Source organism: Neorhizobium huautlense (assembly GCF_002968575.1).
Classification (GTDB): domain Bacteria; phylum Pseudomonadota; class Alphaproteobacteria; order Rhizobiales; family Rhizobiaceae; genus Neorhizobium; species Neorhizobium huautlense.
The window spans coordinates 63807-85549 of sequence record NZ_PVBM01000009.1 but is presented as its reverse complement, the minus strand read 5'-3'; the positions used below and the strand labels follow the sequence as shown (position 1 = coordinate 85549).

Sequence of the window (21743 nt, the reverse complement as noted above, 5' to 3'; positions counted from 1 at the left end):
GCAGCCCCTATTTCTATTGCGACAAGGCCGTGGCTCCTGAGGTCTATGAGATGCTGGTCGCTGGGATCAGCGCTGGCCGGTCAGCCGAGAGACTGTGACACCATGCCGTAGACGACGGCATCGCCATCCTCTCCAGTCCCGTAGCTGGCACCTTCCTGCTTCACCATCGTCGTTACAGTATCGAAAACGGCAAGCCCAGACTGCTGGATGAAACTGGCGAACGGCCCTGCCTCGAAATGCGTGTCGAGTCGTAGGAAGCCATCGATATGCGCCGTGACATGGGGATGGGTGACCCTGATCGCGTCCTCGTCGTTGCGCGCAATAACCGGACCGACGACAAATCCCTTTCCGAAGCGGCGACGCATGGAATAGGCGCGTAGCACGTCGCCGTTATAAAGGCCATAACAGACTGAACTTCCGAACAGCCGCAGCAGATGCGCCCGGCGATCGATGCCGAAGGCCGGTGCATCCAAGGCAATGAGGGTATCCAGATCGCTGGGGTCCAACCGTCGCAGCACAGTACCCTCCTCCAGTGGCGGTGGTGCCGCAGGCGTCACGGCAGTCCCCTGACACTGATAGACCGTACGCTTTGGTTTGAAGCCCAGTGAGAAATAGAGGCGCCTAGCTTCGCGCGTCGAGTTGAGGCGGATGCAGTCATGGCCACAATCCGCCATGATGCGCTGCATCAGCCATTTGGCCGCGCCCCTTGCTTGCAGCCTCGGAGACGTAATCAACATGCCGAAGGTCGCGAAACTTGGACCATGGGGAAACCACATGGCGGACGCGCCGACACGGCCTATCTCGTCGAGTGCGACAAAGCCTTTTCCGATGTCGAGAAGATGCTGCCAGTCCGCGGCGCGATGCGGCCAGCCTACCGAAATCGACAATGCGTGAAGTTGCGAAAGTTCGACATTCGCGACGTCGGCGAAGCGCATCTCGAAATTGTCGACATTCAGGGTTCTGAGTAATTCGCTATCCATCATTCATCCAGCCGGATGGCATACCCTCTTCCCGGGCGAGCCGCTCGTTGTCCCGCGGTTATGTTAATGGACATCGCGCGAAACATTTCACTGCCAAAGCAAGGTCGAACACAAGATTTGACCGCATCACACCGACTTTCGGCAGCCATTGGTGTTCCATGCCTCTAACCTTGATCGTCAGAATTGGTTCGCATGTTCCGCAGGAACGGATGGACACATGTGTAATGACGATTTTCAGAGGCAGGAAGTATGACGACGCGCGCCGTGGACATATTAGAGAAGCTGGTCGGCTTTCGGTCGGTCGTCGGCATGCCCAATGGCGACATCGTCGAATGGGTTGTCGCCTATCTGAAGTCTCTCGGCATCTCGGCGCATGTCCTTCCCGGACCGGAAGGCGACAGGGCAAATCTCTTCGCGACGATCGGCCCGGCCGACAAGGCCGGCTATATCCTTTCCGGCCATACGGATGTCGTACCGGCAGCCGAGGCGGGCTGGAATAGCGATCCCTTCGTGGCAAGCGCGGAAGGCGACAAGCTCTATGGCCGTGGTACAAGCGACATGAAGGGGTTTCTGGCGGCGGCTCTCGCTGCCGTGCCTGCGCTGCTTTCACGCCCTTTGTCCCGGCCCATCCACCTCGCCTTCTCCTATGACGAGGAAGCCGGATGTCGCGGGGTTCCACACCTCCTCGCCCACTTGCCCGATCTCTGCGCTCCGCCGCTCGGCGCAATCATTGGCGAGCCGAGCGGTATGCGGGCCATTCTTGCCCACAAGGGTAAAGCGGCAGCGCGCCTGACGCTGAAGGGCCGATCCGGTCATTCCTCGCGGCCGGATCTCGGCCTCAACGCCGTCCACGCCATGACTGAGGTGCAGCAGGCCGCTGTCGCAGCTTCCCTTGAGCTGTCGCATGGACCGTTCGAGACCGAATTCGACCCCCCCTATTCCTCACTCTCGATCGGCACGATCAGCGGCGGTCAGGCGGTTAACATCATTCCCGAGCTCTGCACGATGGAGCTGGAGGCACGTGCCATCTCGTCAGCAGATCCCCAGGCGCTTCTCGCGCCTGTCCGGACAGCAGCCGAAGCATTGGAGCAGAAGGGGTTCGGCGTCGATTGGCAGCTCCTCAGCAGTTATCCGGCGCTGAGGCTTTCACCGACCGCTCATCTCGCCGATCTGCTGAGGGACCTCACCGGGATCGAGCCGCTTGCCGCGGTCAGCTACGGAACGGAAGCCGGCCTTTACCAGCGCGCAGGTATCGATGCGATCATATGCGGACCCGGCGATATCGGGCGTGCCCATAAACCCAATGAATTCATCGCGGCGAGCGAGCTTGCTGCCTGCCAAGCGATGATCGAGGCGCTGGGTGACAGATGCCGGGCCGAAACCTGACGAGCGAGAGACATAGCCAATCATGACATTTCTCTTCAACTCCGATGCCGCTCGCGGCCAGGTCTTTCGCGACATCCTCGCCCGTGAACTGCCAGATCTGCCATTCTCGATGGATGCAGCCAGCGTCGATCCCGATGCGGTCCGCTACATCATCACCTGGACCGTGCCCACGGACCTGTCGCGCTATCGCAATCTCGAAGTCGTTTTTTCAATCGGCGCCGGCGTCGACCAATTTCAGGCAGCAAAGATTCCGGATCACTTGAAGATCGTCCGGATGATCGAGGACGGCATTATCCGTATGATGCAGGAATATGTGACGCTTGCGGTGCTTGCGTTGCACCGCAACTGGCCGACCTATATCCGCCAGAAGCAGTCGGAATTTTGGAACTCCTTGCCGCCGGTGCAGGCCGCCGATCGCCGTATCGGCATTTTAGGCCTAGGCAGTCTCGCCCAGGCGTCCTTCGTTCGGCTGCAGCCCTTCGGCTTTCCGCTTTCGGGATGGAGCCGTTCGGCTCGCGAGATCGAGGGCGTGCGCTGTTTCCATGGCGAATCCGGCTTGAAAGCCATGCTTTCGGAGACAGACATCCTGATATGTCTCCTTCCCCTTACCGACGAGACCCGCGGTTTCCTCAATGCTGAAGTCTTCTACCAACTGCCCCAAGGGGCAGCTCTGGTGCAGGTTGGCCGCGGGCAGCATCTGGACCACGAGGCGCTTATCTCGGCCCTCAACAGCGGCCACCTTTCCGGTGCGGTGATCGACGTCACCGATCCACAGCCTCTGCCGGCCGGGCATCCGCTTTGGAAGCATGAGCGGATCATCATCACGCCCTATACCGCCAGCGTCACCCAACCCCAGACGGCCGCACTCGCGGTTGCCAACAATATCAAGCTGCTGCGTTGCGGACTCGACCCCATAGGCCTGGTCGATCGCCAGCGTGGCTATTGAAGCCTCCACCCCCCCGACAACCCCGAAACAGAAGTCCCTGCACAAAAGGAACAGCCATGTCGCTTCTCAAGACCATCGAGACCTATCCTTCATTCGCACCGCGCGAGGACAAGCCGACGGCGGAGCGGCTGATTTCCGGAAATCCGGAATTCAAGACCTGGGCGCAGGATACGTCCCATGGCGAACTTGTCCGAACCGGCATATGGGAAGCCACGCCCGGCCTGACGCATTCGATCAAGGGCGAAACCTTCGAGTATTGCCATATCATTTCCGGCGTCGTGGAAATCACGCCGAAGGATGGCAAGCCCGTGATCTACAAGGCGGGCGACAGCTTTGTCATGAAACCCGGCTTCGTCGGCGTCTGGAAGACGATCGAGACCGTCCGCAAGATCTACATCGTCGTCACGCCGTGAGACGCGACCCTTTAGCGGATCGGCGTGGCCGCAGAATACACCGTAAAGCGGTGTCAAAACGGATGATTGCGCCGTACCCCTTTCGTCTACCGGATCAAGCCATGCAGTTGATCCTGTAGAATTATCGCCAAGTGACCGGAGGTAAGCCGATGAGCCTGAGTTTCGATCCTGACAGCATCGCCCTACCGATGGGACATTTCATCGGCGATCGCTTGGTGGCAGCCGAAGGCGTGATTGCCATGCGCCGCCCTTCGGACGGCAAAGCCTATGCCGATTGTCCGGTCGCCAGCGCCGATCTTGTCGATCAGGCAGTGCAGACAGCAAAAAAGGCCCTGAAGGACAGCAACTGGAGCGGAATCCGTCCGCGTGAACGCCTGAAGGCGCTGCATCGCTGGGCGGATCTCATCGAGAAGAACGCCGTTGAACTGGCAAAGCTCGAAGCCCTCTCCTCGACCCGGCCGGTCGGCCATCTGGTCGACGGCGACATTGGCATCTCGGCCGAACAGATCCGCTTCTTCGCCGAATTCGCCGACAAGGAAGGCAGCGATCTCGTGCCGACCGACGACGGTAATCTCGGCATGATCATGACCGAGCCCTATGGTGTCGTCGGCGCGATCACGCCCTGGAATTTTCCCCTCAACATGGCTGCATGGAAACTCGGCCCGGCGCTTGCGGCCGGCAATGCGGTTGTGCTGAAACCGTCTGAATTGACTCCGTTCTCGACCATTCGGCTGGCGAAGCTTGCAGTCCAGGCGGGCATACCGGCCGGTCTGATCAACATCGTGCTCGGCGACGGCATGACGACCGGCAGCGCGATCACCGGCCATCCCGACATCGCCAAGGTGAGCTTTACCGGCTCCACCCGTGCCGGGTCCGCGATCATAGAAAACATCGCCCGCAACGGCATTAAGCCGATGACGCTGGAGCTCGGCGGCAAGAGCCCGCAGTTGGTCTTCGCGGATGCCGATATTGACAAGGCGGCAGCAGCGGTGACGGCGAGCATCACCAGCAATGCGGGCCAGGCCTGCGTCGCCGGCTCGCGCCTGATCGTCGAAAAGGGCATCGCCCCGATGCTGATCGACGCAATCCGCAAGAGGATGGCAGCCATCCTTCCCGGCCCGACCTGGGATGCGGCAAGCCAGTATTCCCCGATCATTTCGGAAAAACAGCGCCAGCGTATCGACGACATCATCGCAGCCTCGGTCTCTGAGGGTGCGGAATGCCTGACCGGTGGACGCTCCATGGACATGCCGGGATACTTCTACGCGCCGACGTTGGTGGCCGGCATCGACCAGAACTCGCCTGCCATCGTCGAGGAGATTTTTGGACCTGTCCTGACGCTACAAACCTTCGAGGATGAAGAGGAGGCCATGAGCCTGGCCGATCATCCCAGCTACGGGCTGGCGGCGGGCCTCTTTACCAACGATCTTTCGCGCGCCATCCGCCTCACCCGCCGGCTGCAGGCCGGCACAATCTGGGTCAACCGCTACGGTCGCTCTCGTGACCACATCCTGCCGACCGGCGGCTACAAGCAGTCCGGCATCGGCAAGGATCTCGGCCGGGATGCTTTCCAAGCCAATCGCAAGAGCAAGAGCGTCCTTATCAGCCTCTGAGGATTTTTATGAACATGACAACATACAAGGTTGCCCTGATCCCCGGCGACGGCATCGGCCGTGACATGGTTGCCGCTGCATGGCTTGTGCTGCAAAAGGCGGCCGGTCCTCACGGCTTTGGTCTCGAGGGCGCGGATTTCCCTTGGTCCTGCGCCTTCTACAAGGAAACCGGCGCGATGATGCCGGCCGATGGCATCGAGACGCTACGCGGCTTCGACGCCATCCTCCTCGGCGCGGTCGGCTGGCCGGCGGAAGTGCCGGATTCAGTCTCGCTGCATGGCCTCCTTCTACCGATCCGCAAGAGTTTCGTGCAATATGCCAATATCCGCCCGCACCGGCTGCTCGCCGGCGTCGAGGGCCCGCTGAAGGCGACAGCCTTCGATATTCTCTGCATCCGCGAAAACACCGAGGGTGAGTATTCCGGCGCCGGCGGCCGCATCCATCAGGGCACGGCGGACGAAGTCGCTGTCGAAACCTCGATCTTCACCCGCAAGGGCGTCGAGCGCATCCTTCGCTTCGCCTTCGAACAGGCGCGCGGACGGCGCAAGAAGCTTGCTTCAGTTACCAAGTCAAACGCCCAGAAATATTCGATGGTCTTCTGGGATGATGTGACGAAACAGCTTTCGGCCGAATATCCGGATGTGGAGGTGACGAGCTACCATATCGACGCCATGGCGGCGCGGATGGTGATGGCGCCCGAGATGCTGGACGTCGTGGTCGCCTCAAACCTGTTCGGCGATATCCTGACCGATCTCGGCGCTGCCATCCAGGGCGGCCTGGGTTTTGCCGCCTCGGCCAATATCAATCCGGAGCGAAATGCGCCGTCGATGTTCGAGCCGGTACATGGCTCGGCGCCGGATATTGCCCATCTCGGTATCGCCAACCCGATCGCCACCGTCTGGTCCGGCGCCATGATGCTCGAGCATCTCGGCGAAAAGGACGCAGCGGCGGCCGTCATGAAGGCGATCGAGACGGTTACCGCAAGTGGTATCGGCACGGTCCCGGGCAAGCACAAGACGGACACCATTACCGCAGCACTGCTCGCTGCACTCTGAACCCAAGGACCGGATTCATGCAGAATTTGAAACTCCCCTCCCTGTTTCGGCAACAAGGCCTGATCGGCGGCAGTTGGGTCGCCGCAGGCTCCGGTAAGACAGTCGATGTTTTCGATCCGGCAAGCCAGGCCGTGATCGGCACCGTTCCGGACATGGGCGGCGACGAGACCCGTGCAGCGATTGAAGCTGCAAACAAGGCCTATCCGGCGTGGAAGAAAAAGACCCATGCCGAGCGCGCCACGCTGCTGGAAACCTGGTACGCCCTGATGCACGAGCATCTTGAGGATCTGGCACTGATCCTGACCACCGAGCAGGGCAAGCCACTAGACGAGGCGCGCGGCGAGATCCGCTATGGCGCATCCTTCGTGAAATGGTTCGCCGAAGAGGCGCGGCGGATCGGCGGTTCGACCATCCCCTCTCCGACGCGAGATCGCCGCATCATCGTGTTGAAGGAACCGGTCGGTGTTTGTGGTATCATCACGCCCTGGAATTTTCCGAATGCGATGATTACCCGCAAGATCGCGCCGGCACTCGCGGCCGGCTGCACGGTTGTGGTAAAGCCTTCGGAATTCACGCCCTATTCGGCGCTGGCGCTCGGCGTCCTTGCCGAAATGGCGGGTATTCCAGCGGGTGTCATCAATATCGTCACCGGCATGCCGACGGAGATCGGCAACGAAATCATGGCCAACACGACGGTGCGCAAAATCTCGTTCACCGGCTCGACTCCCGTCGGTTCGCTTCTGATGCGCGGGGCTGCCGACAGCATCAAGCGGCTCTCGCTCGAACTCGGCGGCAATGCACCCTTCATCGTCTTCGATGATGCGGATCTCGATCTCGCCGTTGAAGGCGCGATCATCTCGAAATTCCGCAATGGCGGCCAGACTTGCGTCTGCGCCAACCGCATCCTGGTGCAGTCCGGCATTTACGATCGGTTTGCCGAGAAGCTGACGGCACAGGTCGATGCGATGAAGGTCGGCCCTGGCACGGAGGCAGGCGTGTCGATCGGCCCGATGATCAACGGTGCGGCGCTCGCCAAGATCAACCGCCATGTCGAGGACGCACTTTCCAAGGGCGCCAAGATCGTGACGGCAAAGGCGAACCTGCCGGCGGGCAGGCAGTACACGGCTCCGGTGGTTCTGACCGGCGCCACCACCGACATGCAGCTTGCAAGCGAAGAGACATTCGGTCCCGTCGCCCCCCTCTTCCGCTTCGAAACCGAGGAAGAAGCGATCGCGATCGCCAACGGTACGCCGTTCGGCCTCGCCGCCTATTTTTACACGGAAAACCTAAAGCGCGCATGGCGGGTCGGCGAGGCGCTGGAATTCGGCATGGTCGGACTGAATACCGGCCTCATCTCGACCGAGGTCGCTCCGTTTGGTGGTGTCAAGCAATCCGGTCTCGGCCGAGAAGGCTCGCAGCTCGGGATCGACGAGTATCTGGAAGTAAAGACGTTCCATATGGGCGGGCTCAACTGAGCCTGCCTTCCTGATCTCAAAGCCAGCAAAAAGGGTGGCCTGCGATTGCAGCCCACCCTTTTTCCGATGCTTAGAAGGAGACGTCTTACTGGATCTTGTCCAGCATCTTGTAATACATGCCGACGAAAGGCAGGAACCATGGCTTGCCAAAATGGCCGGGGACTGCCGGCCATTCCAGCCCCTTGACCGGATTTCTGTCCGGCCGGCCGAGGATCGCATCGGCGATCGTCATTCCGAGATGAGTGGACAGCTGGGCACCATGACCGGAATATCCCATCGCGTACCATAGGCCGTCGTGGAAACCTGCACGCGGATAACGGTCCTTGGTGATATCCACCAGACCACCCCAGCAGTAGTCGATTTCGACACGGGCAAGCTGCGGGAAGATCCGGGTCAGGCTTTCACGCAGGATGGCGCCGCTCCTTGCGTCCGAACGCTGGTCCGACGTTGCCGAGAAGCGTGCCCGACCACCGAAAATCAGCCGGTTATCCGGCGAAAGACGCCAGTAGTTGCCGATATTCATGCTGTTGACGCAGGTCCGGTTGCCCGGCATCGTCGCGGCGATTTCCTGATCGGTCAGCGGCCGAGTGGCAATGATGAAACTGCCAACGGCCATGATGCGGCGGCGGAAATAGCCGAAATTCGGCGTCGTATAGGCGCCACTCGCCATCAGTACGCTGTCGGCAGTGACAATTCCGTTGGCCGTCTTGAGCACATTGCGGCCGCCCGACTTCGAAATATCGGTGACGGTTGCCTTCTCGACAATGAGGGCACCGCGACGCTTTGCAGCTTCCGCGAGGCCGACGACATAACGCCCCATATGCATCATGGCGCTCTTTTGGGACAGCATGGCGCCGTGGAAAGGCGAGCCGATCTCGCTTTTCAAGTCGTCGGGCGACAGCAAGGCCGTATCCGGATCGACTTCCGCATGAACTGCTGCAAAATTCTTCGCAAGCCCCTCGAAATGCTGGGGCTTGGAGGCAAGTTTCAGCTTGCCGGCACGGCGGAAATTACAGTCGATGCCTTCCTCGGCGATGATCGCTTCCAGCGTGTCAATGGAAGCGTCCAGCGCCTTGTAGAGGGCGATCGCCCGCTCCTTGCCAAGCTCCTGCTTGGCCGAGAGGTAGCTGTGGGCGAGACCATTGTTCAGATGACCACCGTTGCGGCCGGAGGCGCCGTAACCCACCGTTTCCGCCTCCAGCACGATGACCTTGGCGCCGGCCATGGCGAGCTGCCTTGCTGCGCCAAGCCCGGTGAAGCCGCCGCCGACCACGGCAACATCGTAGTGACCTTCGATCGGGCCCTCCACGGCGCCTACAAAACGAGGCGCCGTATCATGCCAATAGGAGACGTATTTCATCGGCTCTCGCCTTTCCGTTAGAGGCCGACCACGCCTGGCAGGCCGGAAATGTCGGCGATTTCAGTATAACCATAGAAAGGGTTGGCCGGCTCATGGCCGCGGTTGACCCAGACCTTGTTCTTGATCCCGAGATCGTGCGCAGACATCAGATCGTAACGGAAGGACGAGGAGCAATGAAGGATATCTTCGGGGCCACAGCCAAGCATGTCGAACATGTATTCGAAGGCCTGGAAGCGCGGCTTGTAGGCATTGGCCTGCTGCGCCGTATAAACGGCGTGGAAAGGTGCGCCGAGCCTGGCGACGTTGGACGGGATCTGGTCGTCCATGGCGTTCGACAGGATGACGAGCGGGATTTCCTTGGCGACTTTGGCGAGACCTGCCGGAACATCGGCATGCGGACCCCAGGTCGGTACACGCTCATAGACCATCTTGGCGTCCTCGTCCTTGAAGGAAACGCCGTTTGCCTTGCAGCTGCGCTCCAGCGAGTTGTAGACGACGTCCGCATAGGGTTTCCAGGCACCCATGATCTCGTCCAGCCGATAGGCGGCAAAATTCTTGATGAACTTCTGCATGGCCGGCTCTGCGAGACGGTCACCGTAAAGATCGCGGGCAGCTTCGGCCATCTGGAAGTTGATAAGCGTGCCGTGGCAATCGAAGGTGATATATTTCGGGCGGAATGTCGTCATGCGCTTCGTCCTTGCGTGATGGGCCCTCGAGCCTTTCCTTTGATGACACGATCATAAGACCGCCTCCGGCATCATCGCCGACTGATTTGCCGGAATCCGAAGCAGAAAGTTTCGTATCACGGCGCTCGTTTGGCATTTGTTTGCGTATCGCGTCGTTTCCTATGGCCGTCTGAGGGAGGTGTTCCTGCCTTGCCGGCCATCGCACGGCATAAGATGCGGTCCCGCCCTGATGCTTTGGCGAAAGATACCGCCGCCGACACCGCCTTCGGATAAACGTCCGGCCTCTTCGCCTCGAAACTTGAAGCGGAAACGGAGATTATCTTCCATGCAGGCCGGTGCGATCGAAACCAGAGCTTTTGAAGTGGAACACGTGGATGGCGCGGTGCAGTTGTCGCAGCAAGCGGGTTGGCCGCATCGGATCGAGGATTGGCAGGTTGCGCAGCATCTGAGCCAGGGTGTCGTGGCTGTTGACGATACCGGCAAGGTCGTTGGCACCGCCTTGATGACCCCCTATGGGAAAGACTACGCTACGATCAATATGGTCATCGTCGACGCCAGCCTGCGCGGCCACGGTCTTGGGCGGCGGCTGATGGACGAGGCGGTGATCCTCGGAGGTGAGCGAGCTCTTCGACTTATCGCCACGGCGGACGGCCTGCCGCTCTACGAGAAAATCGGATTTCGCGAGACCGGGCAGGTATTCCAGCATCAGGGGGCCGTGGGCCAAGTTTCGGCACCGGCTGAGACTGAGGCGGCAACAGCAGCCGACCTGCTTGCGATAAGGACCATGGATCGGGATGCCTTCGGAGCAGACCGTTCCTCACTGATGACGAAGCTTGCCGAGATCGGCGAGTTTGCCGTCATTCGCCGCGACAGCAGGATCTGGGGCTTTGGCTGCATCCGAACCTTCGGCCGCGGTCAGGTCGTGGGGCCTATCGTTGCCACCACTCTCGAGGATGCGAAAGCCCTCGTCGCACATTTCATGAGCAGCAGGACCGGCGCGTTTCTCAGGGTCGACACCAGCAATGCCGACCTTGCCTCCTGGCTTTCAGAACATTCGCTCGCTCATGTCGGCGGCGGCGTCGCCATGGCGCGTCCTGCTGCAGCACGCCCAAGGACCTCGACCTTCACCACTTTCGCACTGGCCAACCAGGCCTTCGGCTGATCCGGAGAACATCAATGCTCAGCAATTCGCTTATCGAACTCGATCGCGCCCATCTGGTTCATCCCGTCTCGTCATTTCGCGGCCATGAACAGCAAGGCGTACGGGTTTTGACCTCCGCTAAGGGCGCAACCGTCACCGACGCGCAGGGGCGCCAGCTGGTCGACGGTTTTGCCGGCCTCTGGTGCGTCAATGCGGGTTACGGTCACGATTCCATTGTCGAAGCTGCGGCGCGTCAGATGCGCGAGCTTCCCTATGCGACCGCCTATTTCGGTATGGGTTCACAATCAGCCATCCGGCTTGCGGCAGAACTTGCAGAACGGGCGCCGGGCGATCTGGACCACGTCTACTTCACGCTCGGCGGCTCGGATGCCGTCGACAGCACGGTCCGTTTCATCCGCTACTATTGGTTTGCAAAAGGTCAGCCGCAACGCGATCAGTTCATTTCGGTCGAACAGGGGTATCACGGTTCGTCGACCGTCGGTGCAGGCCTGACCGCCCTGCCAAATTTCCATGCCGGCTTCGGCATTCCCTTCGACTGGCAGCACAAGATTCCGTCACCCTACCCTTACCGAAACCCGGTCGGCCAGGATCCGCAGACGATCATCAATGCTTCGCTTGCTGCACTGAAGGCTAAAATCGAAGAGGTCGGCGCAGATCGTATCGCCGCCTTCTACATGGAGCCTATCCAAGGATCCGGCGGCGTCATCGTCCCGCCCAAGGGCTGGATGAAGGCCATCCGCAATCTCTGCACGGAATATGGCATCCTGTTCGTGGCTGACGAAGTGATCACCGGCTTCGGCCGCACCGGGCCACTATTTGCCTGCACCGAAGACGACGTTGTTCCTGATTTCATGACGACGGCCAAGGGCCTGACCTCGGGTTATGTGCCGATGGGCGCCGTGTTCATGGCCGACCATGTCTACCAGGTGATCGCCAATGGCGCCGGCGCTTCGGCGGTCGGCCACGGCTACACTTATTCGGCTCATCCGGTCAGCGCAGCCGTCGGTCTGGAAGTTTTGAGGCTTTACGAGGGCGGATTGCTGGAAAACGGCGTCAAGGCCGGAGCGCGGCTGATGGCCGGTCTCGAAAGCCTGAAGGACCACCCTCTTGTCGGCGAGGTGCGCGGTCGCGGCATGTTGGCGGCAGTCGAACTTGTGACCGACAAGGCCGCCAAGACGCCGCTTCCGGCCGAAGCCGCACCAGCCCGCCGGGTCTTCGACCGTGCCTGGAACAATGGTCTGATCATCCGTGCCTTCGCCAACGGTATCCTCGGTTACGCGCCACCACTCTGCTGCACGGAAGCCGATATCGACGCAATCATAGAGCGAACGAGGAAGACGCTGGACCAGACGCTGGAAGATTCAGATGTCCGCAAGGCGGTGAAGGCCTGAATTCCTTCCCCCGTGCTGCTGGCCGAAATACCGCCGGCTGCCCGATTTCGGAATTTTGTGCCGGTCCACCCACCCGATTCGGCGAAAACCGTTCCGTCGAACTGTCAGTATTCTCTCTAATAAGACCTTAAAGCCCGAAAAAACGGGATTCTTGATAAAAGAAACCAGGGTCCGGAACAGCATATTCTTTCGCTCGCGCTCCATGGAGTCGCATGGCGATATCAACTGGGGATATGGAATTGACGAAATCTCTACCCGAATTCAAGTACATGAGCTTCGACGTGGTCGGCACGCTGATCGATTTCGAAGGTGGACTCACGACGTGCCTGCAGGCGATCGCCGCTGAAGCGAGTGTGACGATCGACAGCGAAGAGGCGCTTTCCCTCTATCGCGCCGCCCGTTATTCCGAAAAGGCCGACCTTTTCCCCGACGATCTGGTGCGTGTCTATCTCGCGATTGCGCCGAAGCTCGGCCTGCCGGGGGAAGAAGCCAATGGCATTCGCCTCAAGGAATCGGCCAAGGCCTGGAAGGCGTTCCCGGACAGTGCGGCCGCCATGGCCGAACTTGCAAAAAACTACCGCCTGATCGCGATGACGAATGCGCGCCGCTGGGCTTTCGACTATTTTTCGGCAGCGCTCGGCAATCCGTTTTATGCCGCTTTTACGGCCGATGATACCGGCACAGAAAAGCCCAATCCGGCCTTCTTCCGCCAGGTGTTTGACTTCGTTGCCAAGGACGGCGGTGACAAGACCGATGTCCTGCATGTCGCCCAGAGCCAGTATCACGACATCGGTGTTTCCCGCGAACTCGGCATGACCAATTGCTGGATCGAGCGCCGCCACGCGCAGAAGGGCTATGGCGGCACGATCGAACCGGCGAAGTTCACCAAGCCCGACTATCACTTCACCTCCATGGCCGGCCTCGCCGAAGCTGTGAGGACTGCCCGCGGGAACTGAACGAATTCAAGACTTTCAAGCCATCGGGCCAAACCACTGAAGATGGGTTGCCCGCCAACCAGCAGAAAAGGGGAATGACATGAACAACAAGATCACGAACTGGACCGCGTCGGACGACGCTATGATCGAGAATGCCATTCGCCGGGGTGCAAGCCGCCGTGAACTGTTGACGATGATGTTGGCAGGCGGTGTCGCGGCTTCCATGGGCAGCCTCGTCCTCGGCCGCGCCTCGAACGCGGTGGCTGCAACCCCGAAATCCGGCGGAAATCTCAAGGCGGCCGGCTGGTCGTCTTCGACAGCCGACACGCTCGACCCGGCCAAGGCGTCGTTATCGACCGATTATGTCCGTTGCTGCGCCCTCTACAACCGCCTGACCTTTCTTGATCAGGCCGGCACAGTGCAGATGGAACTTGCCGAAAGTGTCAAGAGCGGCGATGCCAAGGTCTGGACCGTCAAGCTGCGCTCCGGCGTCACCTTCCACGACGGCAAGCAGCTGACGGCCAAGGACGTCGTCTTCTCACTGAAGCGGCATCTCGATCCGGCCGTCGGCTCCAAGGTTAACGCAATTGCCAAGCAGATCACCGAGGTCAAGGATCTCGATTCCCTGACAGTCGAGATCACGCTCGCCAACCCGAATGCCGACCTGCCGACCATCCTGTCGCAGCATCATTTCATGATCGTCCAGGACGGCACGACGGACTTTTCAAGGGGTATCGGCACCGGTGCCTTCAAGATGGAAACCTTCCAGCCGGGCGTGAAGTCGATCTTCACCAAGAACCCGAATTACTTCAAGGGCGGCGCGCATGTGGACTCGTTCGAGTTCTTTGCCATCAGCGACGATAATGCCCGCGTCAACGCACTGCTCTCCGGTGACATCCATCTTGCTGCATCGATCAAGCCGCGCTCGATGAAGCTCGTCGAAAGCCAACCGGGCTTTGCCCTGTCGCAGACCACGTCGGGCAACTATACCGACCTCAACATCCGTCTCGACCTTGCGCCGGGCGACAAGGCCGACTTCGTTACCGGCATGAAATACCTGATCAACCGCCAGCAGATCCAGAAGTCGGTCTTGCGCGGCCTTGCCGAAATCGCAAACGACCAGCCGGTTTCTCCGGCCAGCCACTATCACAATGCCGACCTGAAGCCTAAGGGCTACGATCCGGACAAGGCAAAGTTCCATTTCCAAAAGGCAGGCCTCATCGGCCAATCAATTCCGATGATCACTTCGGAGGCCCCGACCTCGGCTGTGGAAATGGCGACCATCGTCCAGCAGTCCGGTTCCGAGATCGGCATGAAGTTCGACGTCCAGCGCGTACCGTCCGATGGCTACTGGTCGAACTACTGGCTGAAGGCGCCGGTTCACTTCGGCAACATCAACCCGCGTCCGACGCCGGACATCCTTTTCTCGCTCCTCTACGCGTCCAACGCACCGTGGAACGAAAGCCAGTACAAGTCGGAAAAATTCGATAAGATGCTGGTCGAGGCACGCGGCCTTCTCGACGAGAACAAGCGCAAGGAGATCTACAACCAGATGCAGGTGATGATTTCCGAAGAAGCCGGCACCGTCATCCCGGTCTATATCTCGAACGTGGATGCGATATCGGCAAAACTGAAGGGTCTTGAGGCCAATCCGCTCGGCGGCATGATGGGTTATGCCTTCGCCGAATACGTCTGGCTCGACGCCTGAGGCTGATGCCTGGCGGCAGGGGACGTTCCCTTGCCGCCAAGACTGCGCCTGACGACGCCATACCGGTTCGTGCGGAAAGGGCGCTGGCATTCTTGAACTTTCAGACAGGGAAACTCCATTGAGCACCTATGTCCTCGGACTCATCACCAACAGGCTCGGCAGCGCCGCCCTTACTCTGCTGATCGTCTCCTTCGCGGTCTTTTTCGCTACGGCCATGCTGCCGGGCGATACTGCAACGATCCTGCTCGGCCAGGCTGCGACGCCTGAAGCCGTTGCCGGTCTCAGAGCCGCCATGCACCTGGATGAGCCCGCCTTTTTCCGTTTCGCGCGCTGGCTCTTTGGCCTGCTGCAGGGCGATTTCGGAACCTCCTATGTCAACAATGTCCCGGTGGCGGAGCTGATCGGCGCGCGTTTCGTCAACACGATGCGCCTTGCCGGAATCGTCACGCTGTTTGCCGTCCCCCTATCCCTGACGCTCGGCATTACGGCGGCCATGTTCCGCGGTTCTGTGTACGACCGCGTTGTTACGATTCTGACGATCGGCGTCATCTCGGTGCCGGAATTCATGATCGCGACCTCGGCAGTGCTTCTGTTTTCCGTCTATCTGAAATGGCTGCCGGCCCTCTCCTTCGCAACCGATGTGGACTCCTTCTGGCAAGTGTTGAAGATCTACGCCATGCCGGTCATCACGCTGACCTTCGTCGTTTCAGCCCAAATGATCCGCATGACCCGCGCTGCGGTCATCGATACGATCAAAACACCCTATGTCGAGGCCGCTATCCTCAAGGGCGCGTCGCGCCGGCGCGCTGTCCTGATTCACGCCCTTCCGAACGCGGTCGGCCCGATCGCCAATGCAATCGCGCTCTCACTCTCCTATCTCGTCGGCGGAGTCATCATCGTTGAGACGATCTTCAACTATCCCGGCATTGCCAAGCTGATGGTCGACGGTGTTTCCACGCGCGACCTGCCGCTGATCCAATCGTGTGCCATCATCTTCTGTGTCGGTTATCTCGCCCTCATCACCTTTGCCGATGTCGTCGCAATCCTGGCCAATCCGAGGGTGCGCTGATCATGACCACATCCACGACCATGCCCCGCGGTGCCAGATACCGGTTCAGCTGGATCGGAATGATCGGTTTTGCCATCATTCTCTTCTGGGCAATCATCGCCTTCCTGGCCCCGCATATCATCCCCTATCCGGTGGGTGAGATCGTCGATGAGGACTATTTCGGCCCGATGAGCAGCAAGCTCCTGCTCGGCTCCGACTATCTCGGCCGTGACATGCTTTCCCGCATCATCATGGGCGCCCGCTATACGGTCGGCATCTCGCTTGCCGCCGTCTGCCTCGCCTGTTTTTCCGGTGCGGCATTCGGCATGGCGGCTGCCGTGATCGGCGGCTGGTTTGACACGATACTGAGCCGTTTCCTCGATGCGCTCAATTCTATTCCGAGCAAGCTGTCGGGCCTCGTGATCGCTGCCGCGGTCGGGTCGTCGTTGCCCGTGCTGATCATCATGCTGGGCGTGATCTATATTCCCGGTGCTTATCGTTTTGCCCGGTCGCTCGCCGTCAACGTCAACACGATGGACTATATTACCGTCGCGCGCACCCGGGGTGAGGGCATTCCCTATGTCGTCTTTTCGGAAATCCTGCCGAATATCATCGGCCCGCTTCTGGCCGATTTCGGTATCCGTTTCGTCTTCATCGTCCTGCTTCTTTCCGGTCTCTCCTTCCTCGGGCTCGGTGTGCAGCCACCCTATGCGGACTGGGGCGCGCTGGTTCACGAAAATATCGGAGGCCTGCCTTTTGGCGCACCCGCGGTCATCGTTCCATCACTCGCCATTGCGAGCCTCACCATCAGCGTCAACCTGCTGATCGATAATCTGCCCAAGAAGATCAGAGATCGGAGCGCGTGAATGAAAAATCTCGTCGAAATCCGAAATCTCAAGGTGGAGGCAACGACCGATTCAGGCCGCAGCATCGACATTATCAAGGGTGTCGATATCGACATCGCGCCGGGCGAAATCGTCGCCCTGATCGGCGAAAGCGGATCGGGCAAGACGACGATCGCCTTGACGATCATGGGCTACGCTCGCCCCGGCTGCAAGATAACGGGCGGCAGTGTCACGGTCGCCGGCAAGGACATGGTGGCGCTCAGCGAACGCCGGCGCGCCAATGTCCGTGGTCTCGAAGTCTCCTATGTGCCGCAATCGGCGGCCGCCGCCTTCAATCCTTCCAAGCGCATCATCGAGCAGGTGATCGAGGTCACCCGCATTCACCAGCTGATGCCGCCGGCAGAGGCGCGCGAGAAGGCGGTCTCGCTGTTCAGGGCGCTGTCACTGCCAGATCCGGACGAGATCGGCAGCCGCTACCCGCATCAGGTTTCCGGTGGCCAGCTACAACGTCTTGCTGCCGCGATGGCGCTGATCTCGGATCCGAAACTCGTCATTTTCGACGAGCCGACCACGGCGCTTGACGTCACGACCCAGATCGAAGTGCTACGTGCCTTCAAGGCAGTAATGAAGAAGAGCGGCATCGCCGGCGTCTACGTATCCCACGACCTCGCCGTCGTTGCCCAGATCGCCGATCGTATCGTCGTCTTGCGCGGTGGTGAGGTTCAGGAAGTCGCCGGCACCAACGACATCTTGGCCGATGCCAAGCACCCCTATACGCGTGAGCTGCTCTCGGCCTTCGAACCAAAACCGCGAGCCGAAAGCATTGTTGCTGCTCTGGAACGCAAGCCGCTCCTGCAGGTCGATGGCCTGATTGCCGGATACGGCCCGGTTCAGGCCGATGGCCTGCCGCTCGTGAAGGCGGTGCAGGAAGCAAGCCTTTCGCTCGAGCGTGGCCGCAATCTCGGAATCATCGGCGAATCCGGCTGCGGCAAGTCTACACTTGCCCGCTCGATTGCCGGGATACTGCCGGCCTCTGCCGGTCAGCTGACGCTCGATGGACGCAAACTTGCTCCTTCGGCCCGCCAGAGAAGCCGCGAACAGTTGCGCGAGCTACAGATCGTTTTTCAACATGCTGATACATCCCTCAATCCGGCAAAGTCGATTGAGGAAATCCTCGGACGGCCGCTGAAGTTTTATCACGGCATGAAAGGCAAGGCGCGCGACACGCGGATCGACCAGCTCATGGATATGGTGCGCCTGCCGAAGGCGCTGCGCAGCCGCACACCGGCCGAGCTTTCAGGCGGACAGAAACAGCGCGTCAACTTTGCCCGCGCCCTCGCCGCCGAGCCGAAACTGATCGTCTGCGACGAGATCACCTCTGCCCTTGATACGGTCGTGGCGGCTGCCGTGATCGATCTCCTGAAGGAAATGCAGCGGGAGCTTTCGCTGTCCTACATCTTCATCAGCCATGATCTGTCGGTCGTGGAAGCAATCTGCGACGAGATCGTCGTGATGTATAACGGCCGCAAGATCGAAGAGATCACGCCGGCAATTTCGAAAGTGCCGCAGCATCCCTATTCGAAACTGCTGTTTTCATCCGTTCCGAAACTCGATTCCGGCTGGCTCGACCGGCTGGAACGCGATCCCGAACTGGTCAAGACCTACGTACGGGGCTGAGGCAATGTGGGCTGCCTCACGTTTCTGCCAGACAAGAGATGTCAGACCAGGAACAGGCTGGTCAGCGGCATATGCGCCTTGACGATCGGCGACTTCAAAACCACGAAGCTGAAATACTTGTCGATGCCGATATCCATGTCAGTCAGGCGTTCCATGATCGTCTGATATTCGCCAATTCCCGCGGTGACGAATTTGAGCATGTAGTCGTAACCGCCCGAAACCAAGTGGCATTCGATCACCTGATCGACCCGTTCCACCGCCGCAAGAAAGCGCGCAAAATCAATCTGCCGGTGGTTCTTGAGGGTGACTTCGGTAAAAACGGTGAGGGTCTGGCCCAGCTTGCCGATGTTGATCTGGGCCGAATACCCCTCGATATACCCCTCCTGCTGCAGCTTCTTGACACGCATCAGGCAGGGGCTCGGCGACAGGTTGACCAGCTCGGCCAGCTCGACATTGGTGATACGGCCATTCTTCTGCAATTCGTAGAGGATCTTGATGTCGATGCGATCGAGCTTCACGTCTGGACACCTTTCGCGCTATCCGGCAATCGCAGCATTTTATGCTGCTGATTTCCAGGATCAATTTTAACACCTTGGCTTTTCTTGTCTATTTCATTCTGCAAAAAGATCATCGGCACAATAAGCTGCATCCTAAACGGCGCGCAGAATCTTGTGCTGTTCGGCTGAAATGTGCGGTCACCACCGCGCAGACTGCAGCGCTATGTTGCGATATCGATCGAGTTGCGCCGAGGAGATTGGTCGTCATGCCAGCACCGCTCACGTTCATGAAAACCGATGGCGAATTGCCGCACTCCGCTGACGCGGTCGTCATCGGAGCCGGCATCGTCGGCGTCTTCACGGCCTATTATCTCGTCAGACGCGGTCTGAAGGTCGCGCTGATCGAAAAGGGACGTGTCGGCGCCGAGCAATCGAGCCGCAACTGGGGCTGGTGCCGTCAGCAGAACCGCGACGCGCGCGAACTCCCAATGGCGACGAAAAGCCTCGATCTCTGGGAAAGCTTTGCCGCTGAAAGCGGCGAGGACACCGGCTTTCGGCGTTGCGGCCTGCTTTATCTCAGCGACAGCGAGGAGGAGCTGGCAGGCTGGGCGCGCTGGCGTGATTTTGCCCGAACGGTTGGCGTCACCACCCATATGCTCGACAGCGCCGAGGCAAGCGAACGCGGCAAGGCGACCCGCCGAATCTGGAAGGGTGGCGTCTTCTCGCCGACCGACGGAACGGCGGACCCCACCAGTGCCGCTCCCGCCGTCGCCCGTGCGGTCGTGAAGCTTGGCGGAACCGTGTTGCAGAACTGCGCCGCGCGCGGCATCGAAATGGAAAGCGGCAGGCTGTCGGCGATCGTTACCGAACATGGTACGATCAGGACCAAGATCGGGATCCTTTCGGGCGGCGCTTGGGCGTCCTCTTTCTGCCGCCAACTCGGCATCCGTTTTCCCCAGGCGTCCACCCGCTCCTCCATTCTCTCTATCGGTCCCGGTGAAGGCGATTTGCCGGATGCCCTGCATACAGCACGTGTTTCGGTGACGCGGCGCGGCGACGGCGGCCATACGCTTGCCATCAGCGGCCGTGGCCGGGTCGATGTGACCGCCCAGAACATGCGTTTTGCAACGCAGTTTCTGCCGATGTTCATGCGCCGTTGGCGCAGCCTTTCTCCAGGCGGGCTCGAAGGCATACGCAGCGGCCATGAAAGCCTTGCCCGGTGGCGGCTCGATCGCCCGACGCCAATGGAACATATGCGCATCCTCGACCCCGCCGTTGATGCTGGCACGATCAAGCTGACCTATGACCGTGCCGTTGAACTTCTGCCGGCAATCGGCAAGCGGCGCATCACAGCAAGTTGGGCCGGGTATATCGATTCCACACCAGACGGCGTTCCGGCCATCGGCGAAGTGGCAAGCGTTCCCGGCTTCATCCTTGCTGCCGGTTTCAGTGGCCACGGCTTTGGCATTGGCCCGGGCGCCGGTCACCTCATCGCCGACATCGTTACCGCCAGCACCCCGATCGTCGATCCGATCCCCTATCACCCGAAGCGGTTTGAAACCTCGTCATGGGGAAAGGTCGCCGACTTCTGAATCGTCCCGTCGCGCGATAAGGTGTCTAAAACCCCAGTCACGCATTCAAAGGATTTTCAATGCAGGCACGCCAGCTCGAAGTCTTTTGCATGCTGATGCGAACCGGAACGGTGACCGGCGCCGCCGCGATGCTGAACATATCGCAGCCGGCGCTCAGCCAGATCCTTCTGCATGCCGAGGATCAACTGGGTTTCAAGCTTTTCAACCGCGTGCGCGGCAAGCTGGTTCCGACGCGGGAAGCCGAGGAGCTTTATCCGGAATGCGAACGCATCTTTTCCGAGCTCAGCGCCCTTCGCCGCCGCACGACGGACATGCGCTTCGGCCGTACCGGGCTGATCCGGGTCGCGGCTTCCGCGCCGCCAGCCATGTCGATCGTGCCGAAGGCGCTGGTCGCGTTTCGCGCCTCCCATCCGGACATCGTCGTCCGATCGCTGATCGCACCGCTCGTCAATGTCGTCGACATGATCCGCGACGGCGATGCGCCGCTCGGCATTGTCATGAACAATTTCGCCCGGCCCGGCATCGACGTTGAGACGCTCGGGCACGCGGAACTGATCTGCATCATTCCCGAACATCACCGGCTTGCCGAACTGGAACAAATCGGTTTTGCCGATCTTCAGAACGAGATGTTGATCTCCTACCGCGCCGGCACGCTTCCCGGCCGATTGCTGGTGAGCGCCGCGGCTGCCGAAAAACAGATCTTCAATCCGGCGATCGAGATCGATATTTCCATCACCGCCCTGCCCTTCGTCCGCGACGGTTTCGGTGTCGCCATTGTCGATGGACTTCTGCCCTGGGAACAATTCGCGGGCCTCGTCCGGCGCCCGCTTCAGCAGAAGATTTCCGTGCCGATCGCGTTGCTGACTAGCCGAGACCGACCGCTCACGGGAAGTCATATTGCCATGCGTGACAATCTGCGAGAGGCCTGTGCCGCGGTTTTGAATGCTGGCAATACCACCACCTGAGCCGGCTGG

Annotated in this window: 19 protein-coding genes; 15 read left to right on the top strand and 4 right to left on the bottom strand. The window is 60.1% G+C overall.

The window, feature by feature from the left end; translation table 11 throughout:
• Nucleotides 1-80: 80 nt before the first annotated feature.
• A complete protein-coding gene (locus C5L12_RS12340; protein ID WP_105372431.1) occupies nt 81-980 on the bottom strand; it encodes a GNAT family N-acetyltransferase in 900 nt (299 codons plus the stop codon).
• 249 nt (nt 981-1229) lie between these two features.
• On the opposite strand from C5L12_RS12340, the gene argE reads away from it, so the two are divergent.
• The 6 genes from argE to C5L12_RS12310 all read left to right on the top strand — a co-directional run bounded on the left by argE (nt 1230) and on the right by C5L12_RS12310 (nt 7868).
• Complete coding sequence (gene argE, locus C5L12_RS12335) at nt 1230-2366, top strand: acetylornithine deacetylase (protein ID WP_105372342.1); 1137 nt, start codon at nt 1230-1232, stop codon at nt 2364-2366.
• Nucleotides 2367-2388: 22 nt separating this feature from the next.
• A complete protein-coding gene (locus tag C5L12_RS12330; protein WP_105372341.1) occupies nt 2389-3312 on the top strand; it encodes a 2-hydroxyacid dehydrogenase in 924 nt (307 codons plus the stop codon).
• Between the two features lie 56 nt (nt 3313-3368).
• Nucleotides 3369-3725 carry a cupin domain-containing protein gene (locus tag C5L12_RS12325; protein WP_105372340.1) on the top strand — a complete coding sequence of 119 codons (357 nt, stop codon included), beginning with the start codon at nt 3369-3371 and terminating at the stop codon, nt 3723-3725.
• A gap of 149 nt (nt 3726-3874) precedes the next feature.
• Complete coding sequence (locus tag C5L12_RS12320) at nt 3875-5338, top strand: aldehyde dehydrogenase family protein (protein WP_105372339.1); 1464 nt, start codon at nt 3875-3877, stop codon at nt 5336-5338.
• A 14-nt stretch (nt 5339-5352) separates the two neighbouring features.
• Nucleotides 5353-6393, top strand: a complete 1041-nt coding sequence (locus C5L12_RS12315; RefSeq protein ID WP_105372430.1) for a tartrate dehydrogenase — start codon at nt 5353-5355, stop codon at nt 6391-6393.
• A 17-nt stretch (nt 6394-6410) separates the two neighbouring features.
• Nucleotides 6411-7868 (top strand): NAD-dependent succinate-semialdehyde dehydrogenase, encoded by a 1458-nt coding sequence (locus tag C5L12_RS12310; protein WP_105372338.1) that lies wholly within the window; start codon nt 6411-6413, stop codon nt 7866-7868.
• A gap of 85 nt (nt 7869-7953) precedes the next feature.
• Here C5L12_RS12310 and C5L12_RS12305 read toward each other — a convergent pair whose 3' ends face one another.
• Both C5L12_RS12305 and C5L12_RS12300 read right to left on the bottom strand, forming a co-directional pair.
• On the bottom strand, nt 7954-9228 hold the full coding sequence (locus C5L12_RS12305) for an NAD(P)/FAD-dependent oxidoreductase (RefSeq protein WP_105372337.1): 1275 nt from the start codon (nt 9226-9228) through the stop codon (nt 7954-7956).
• A gap of 17 nt (nt 9229-9245) precedes the next feature.
• On the bottom strand, nt 9246-9914 hold the full coding sequence (locus tag C5L12_RS12300; protein WP_105372336.1) for a haloacid dehalogenase type II: 669 nt from the start codon (nt 9912-9914) through the stop codon (nt 9246-9248).
• 325 nt (nt 9915-10239) lie between these two features.
• Between C5L12_RS12300 and C5L12_RS12295 the strand changes: the two genes are divergently transcribed.
• The 7 genes from C5L12_RS12295 (at nt 10240) to C5L12_RS12265 (ending at nt 18680) form a co-directional block, all read left to right on the top strand.
• Nucleotides 10240-11076: a GNAT family N-acetyltransferase gene (locus tag C5L12_RS12295; protein WP_105372335.1), complete on the top strand. Its 837-nt coding sequence runs from the start codon at nt 10240-10242 to the stop codon at nt 11074-11076.
• Between the two features lie 14 nt (nt 11077-11090).
• Nucleotides 11091-12467: an aspartate aminotransferase family protein gene (locus C5L12_RS12290; RefSeq protein ID WP_105372334.1), complete on the top strand. Its 1377-nt coding sequence runs from the start codon at nt 11091-11093 to the stop codon at nt 12465-12467.
• 239 nt (nt 12468-12706) lie between these two features.
• Complete coding sequence (locus tag C5L12_RS12285) at nt 12707-13423, top strand: HAD-IA family hydrolase (RefSeq protein WP_105372429.1); 717 nt, start codon at nt 12707-12709, stop codon at nt 13421-13423.
• Between the two features lie 79 nt (nt 13424-13502).
• On the top strand, nt 13503-15110 hold the full coding sequence (locus C5L12_RS12280; RefSeq protein WP_105372333.1) for an ABC transporter substrate-binding protein: 1608 nt from the start codon (nt 13503-13505) through the stop codon (nt 15108-15110).
• Between the two features lie 118 nt (nt 15111-15228).
• On the top strand, nt 15229-16179 hold the full coding sequence (locus C5L12_RS12275) for an ABC transporter permease (protein ID WP_105372332.1): 951 nt from the start codon (nt 15229-15231) through the stop codon (nt 16177-16179).
• Nucleotides 16176-17024: an ABC transporter permease gene (locus C5L12_RS12270; RefSeq protein ID WP_425350781.1), complete on the top strand. Its 849-nt coding sequence runs from the start codon at nt 16176-16178 to the stop codon at nt 17022-17024. Before C5L12_RS12275 ends, C5L12_RS12270 begins: the two co-directional genes overlap by 4 nt.
• Nucleotides 17025-18680, top strand: coding sequence for an ABC transporter ATP-binding protein (locus C5L12_RS12265; protein ID WP_105372330.1), 1656 nt, complete (start codon nt 17025-17027; stop codon nt 18678-18680).
• Nucleotides 18681-18721: 41 nt separating this feature from the next.
• Here C5L12_RS12265 and C5L12_RS12260 read toward each other — a convergent pair whose 3' ends face one another.
• Complete coding sequence (locus C5L12_RS12260; RefSeq protein ID WP_105372329.1) at nt 18722-19198, bottom strand: Lrp/AsnC family transcriptional regulator; 477 nt, start codon at nt 19196-19198, stop codon at nt 18722-18724.
• A gap of 245 nt (nt 19199-19443) precedes the next feature.
• Between C5L12_RS12260 and C5L12_RS12255 the strand changes: the two genes are divergently transcribed.
• Together C5L12_RS12255 and C5L12_RS12250 are read left to right on the top strand one after the other, a co-directional pair.
• On the top strand, nt 19444-20769 hold the full coding sequence (locus tag C5L12_RS12255) for an NAD(P)/FAD-dependent oxidoreductase (protein WP_105372328.1): 1326 nt from the start codon (nt 19444-19446) through the stop codon (nt 20767-20769).
• A gap of 59 nt (nt 20770-20828) precedes the next feature.
• Nucleotides 20829-21734, top strand: a complete 906-nt coding sequence (locus tag C5L12_RS12250; RefSeq protein ID WP_105372327.1) for a LysR family transcriptional regulator — start codon at nt 20829-20831, stop codon at nt 21732-21734.
• Nucleotides 21735-21743 lie beyond the last annotated feature (9 nt).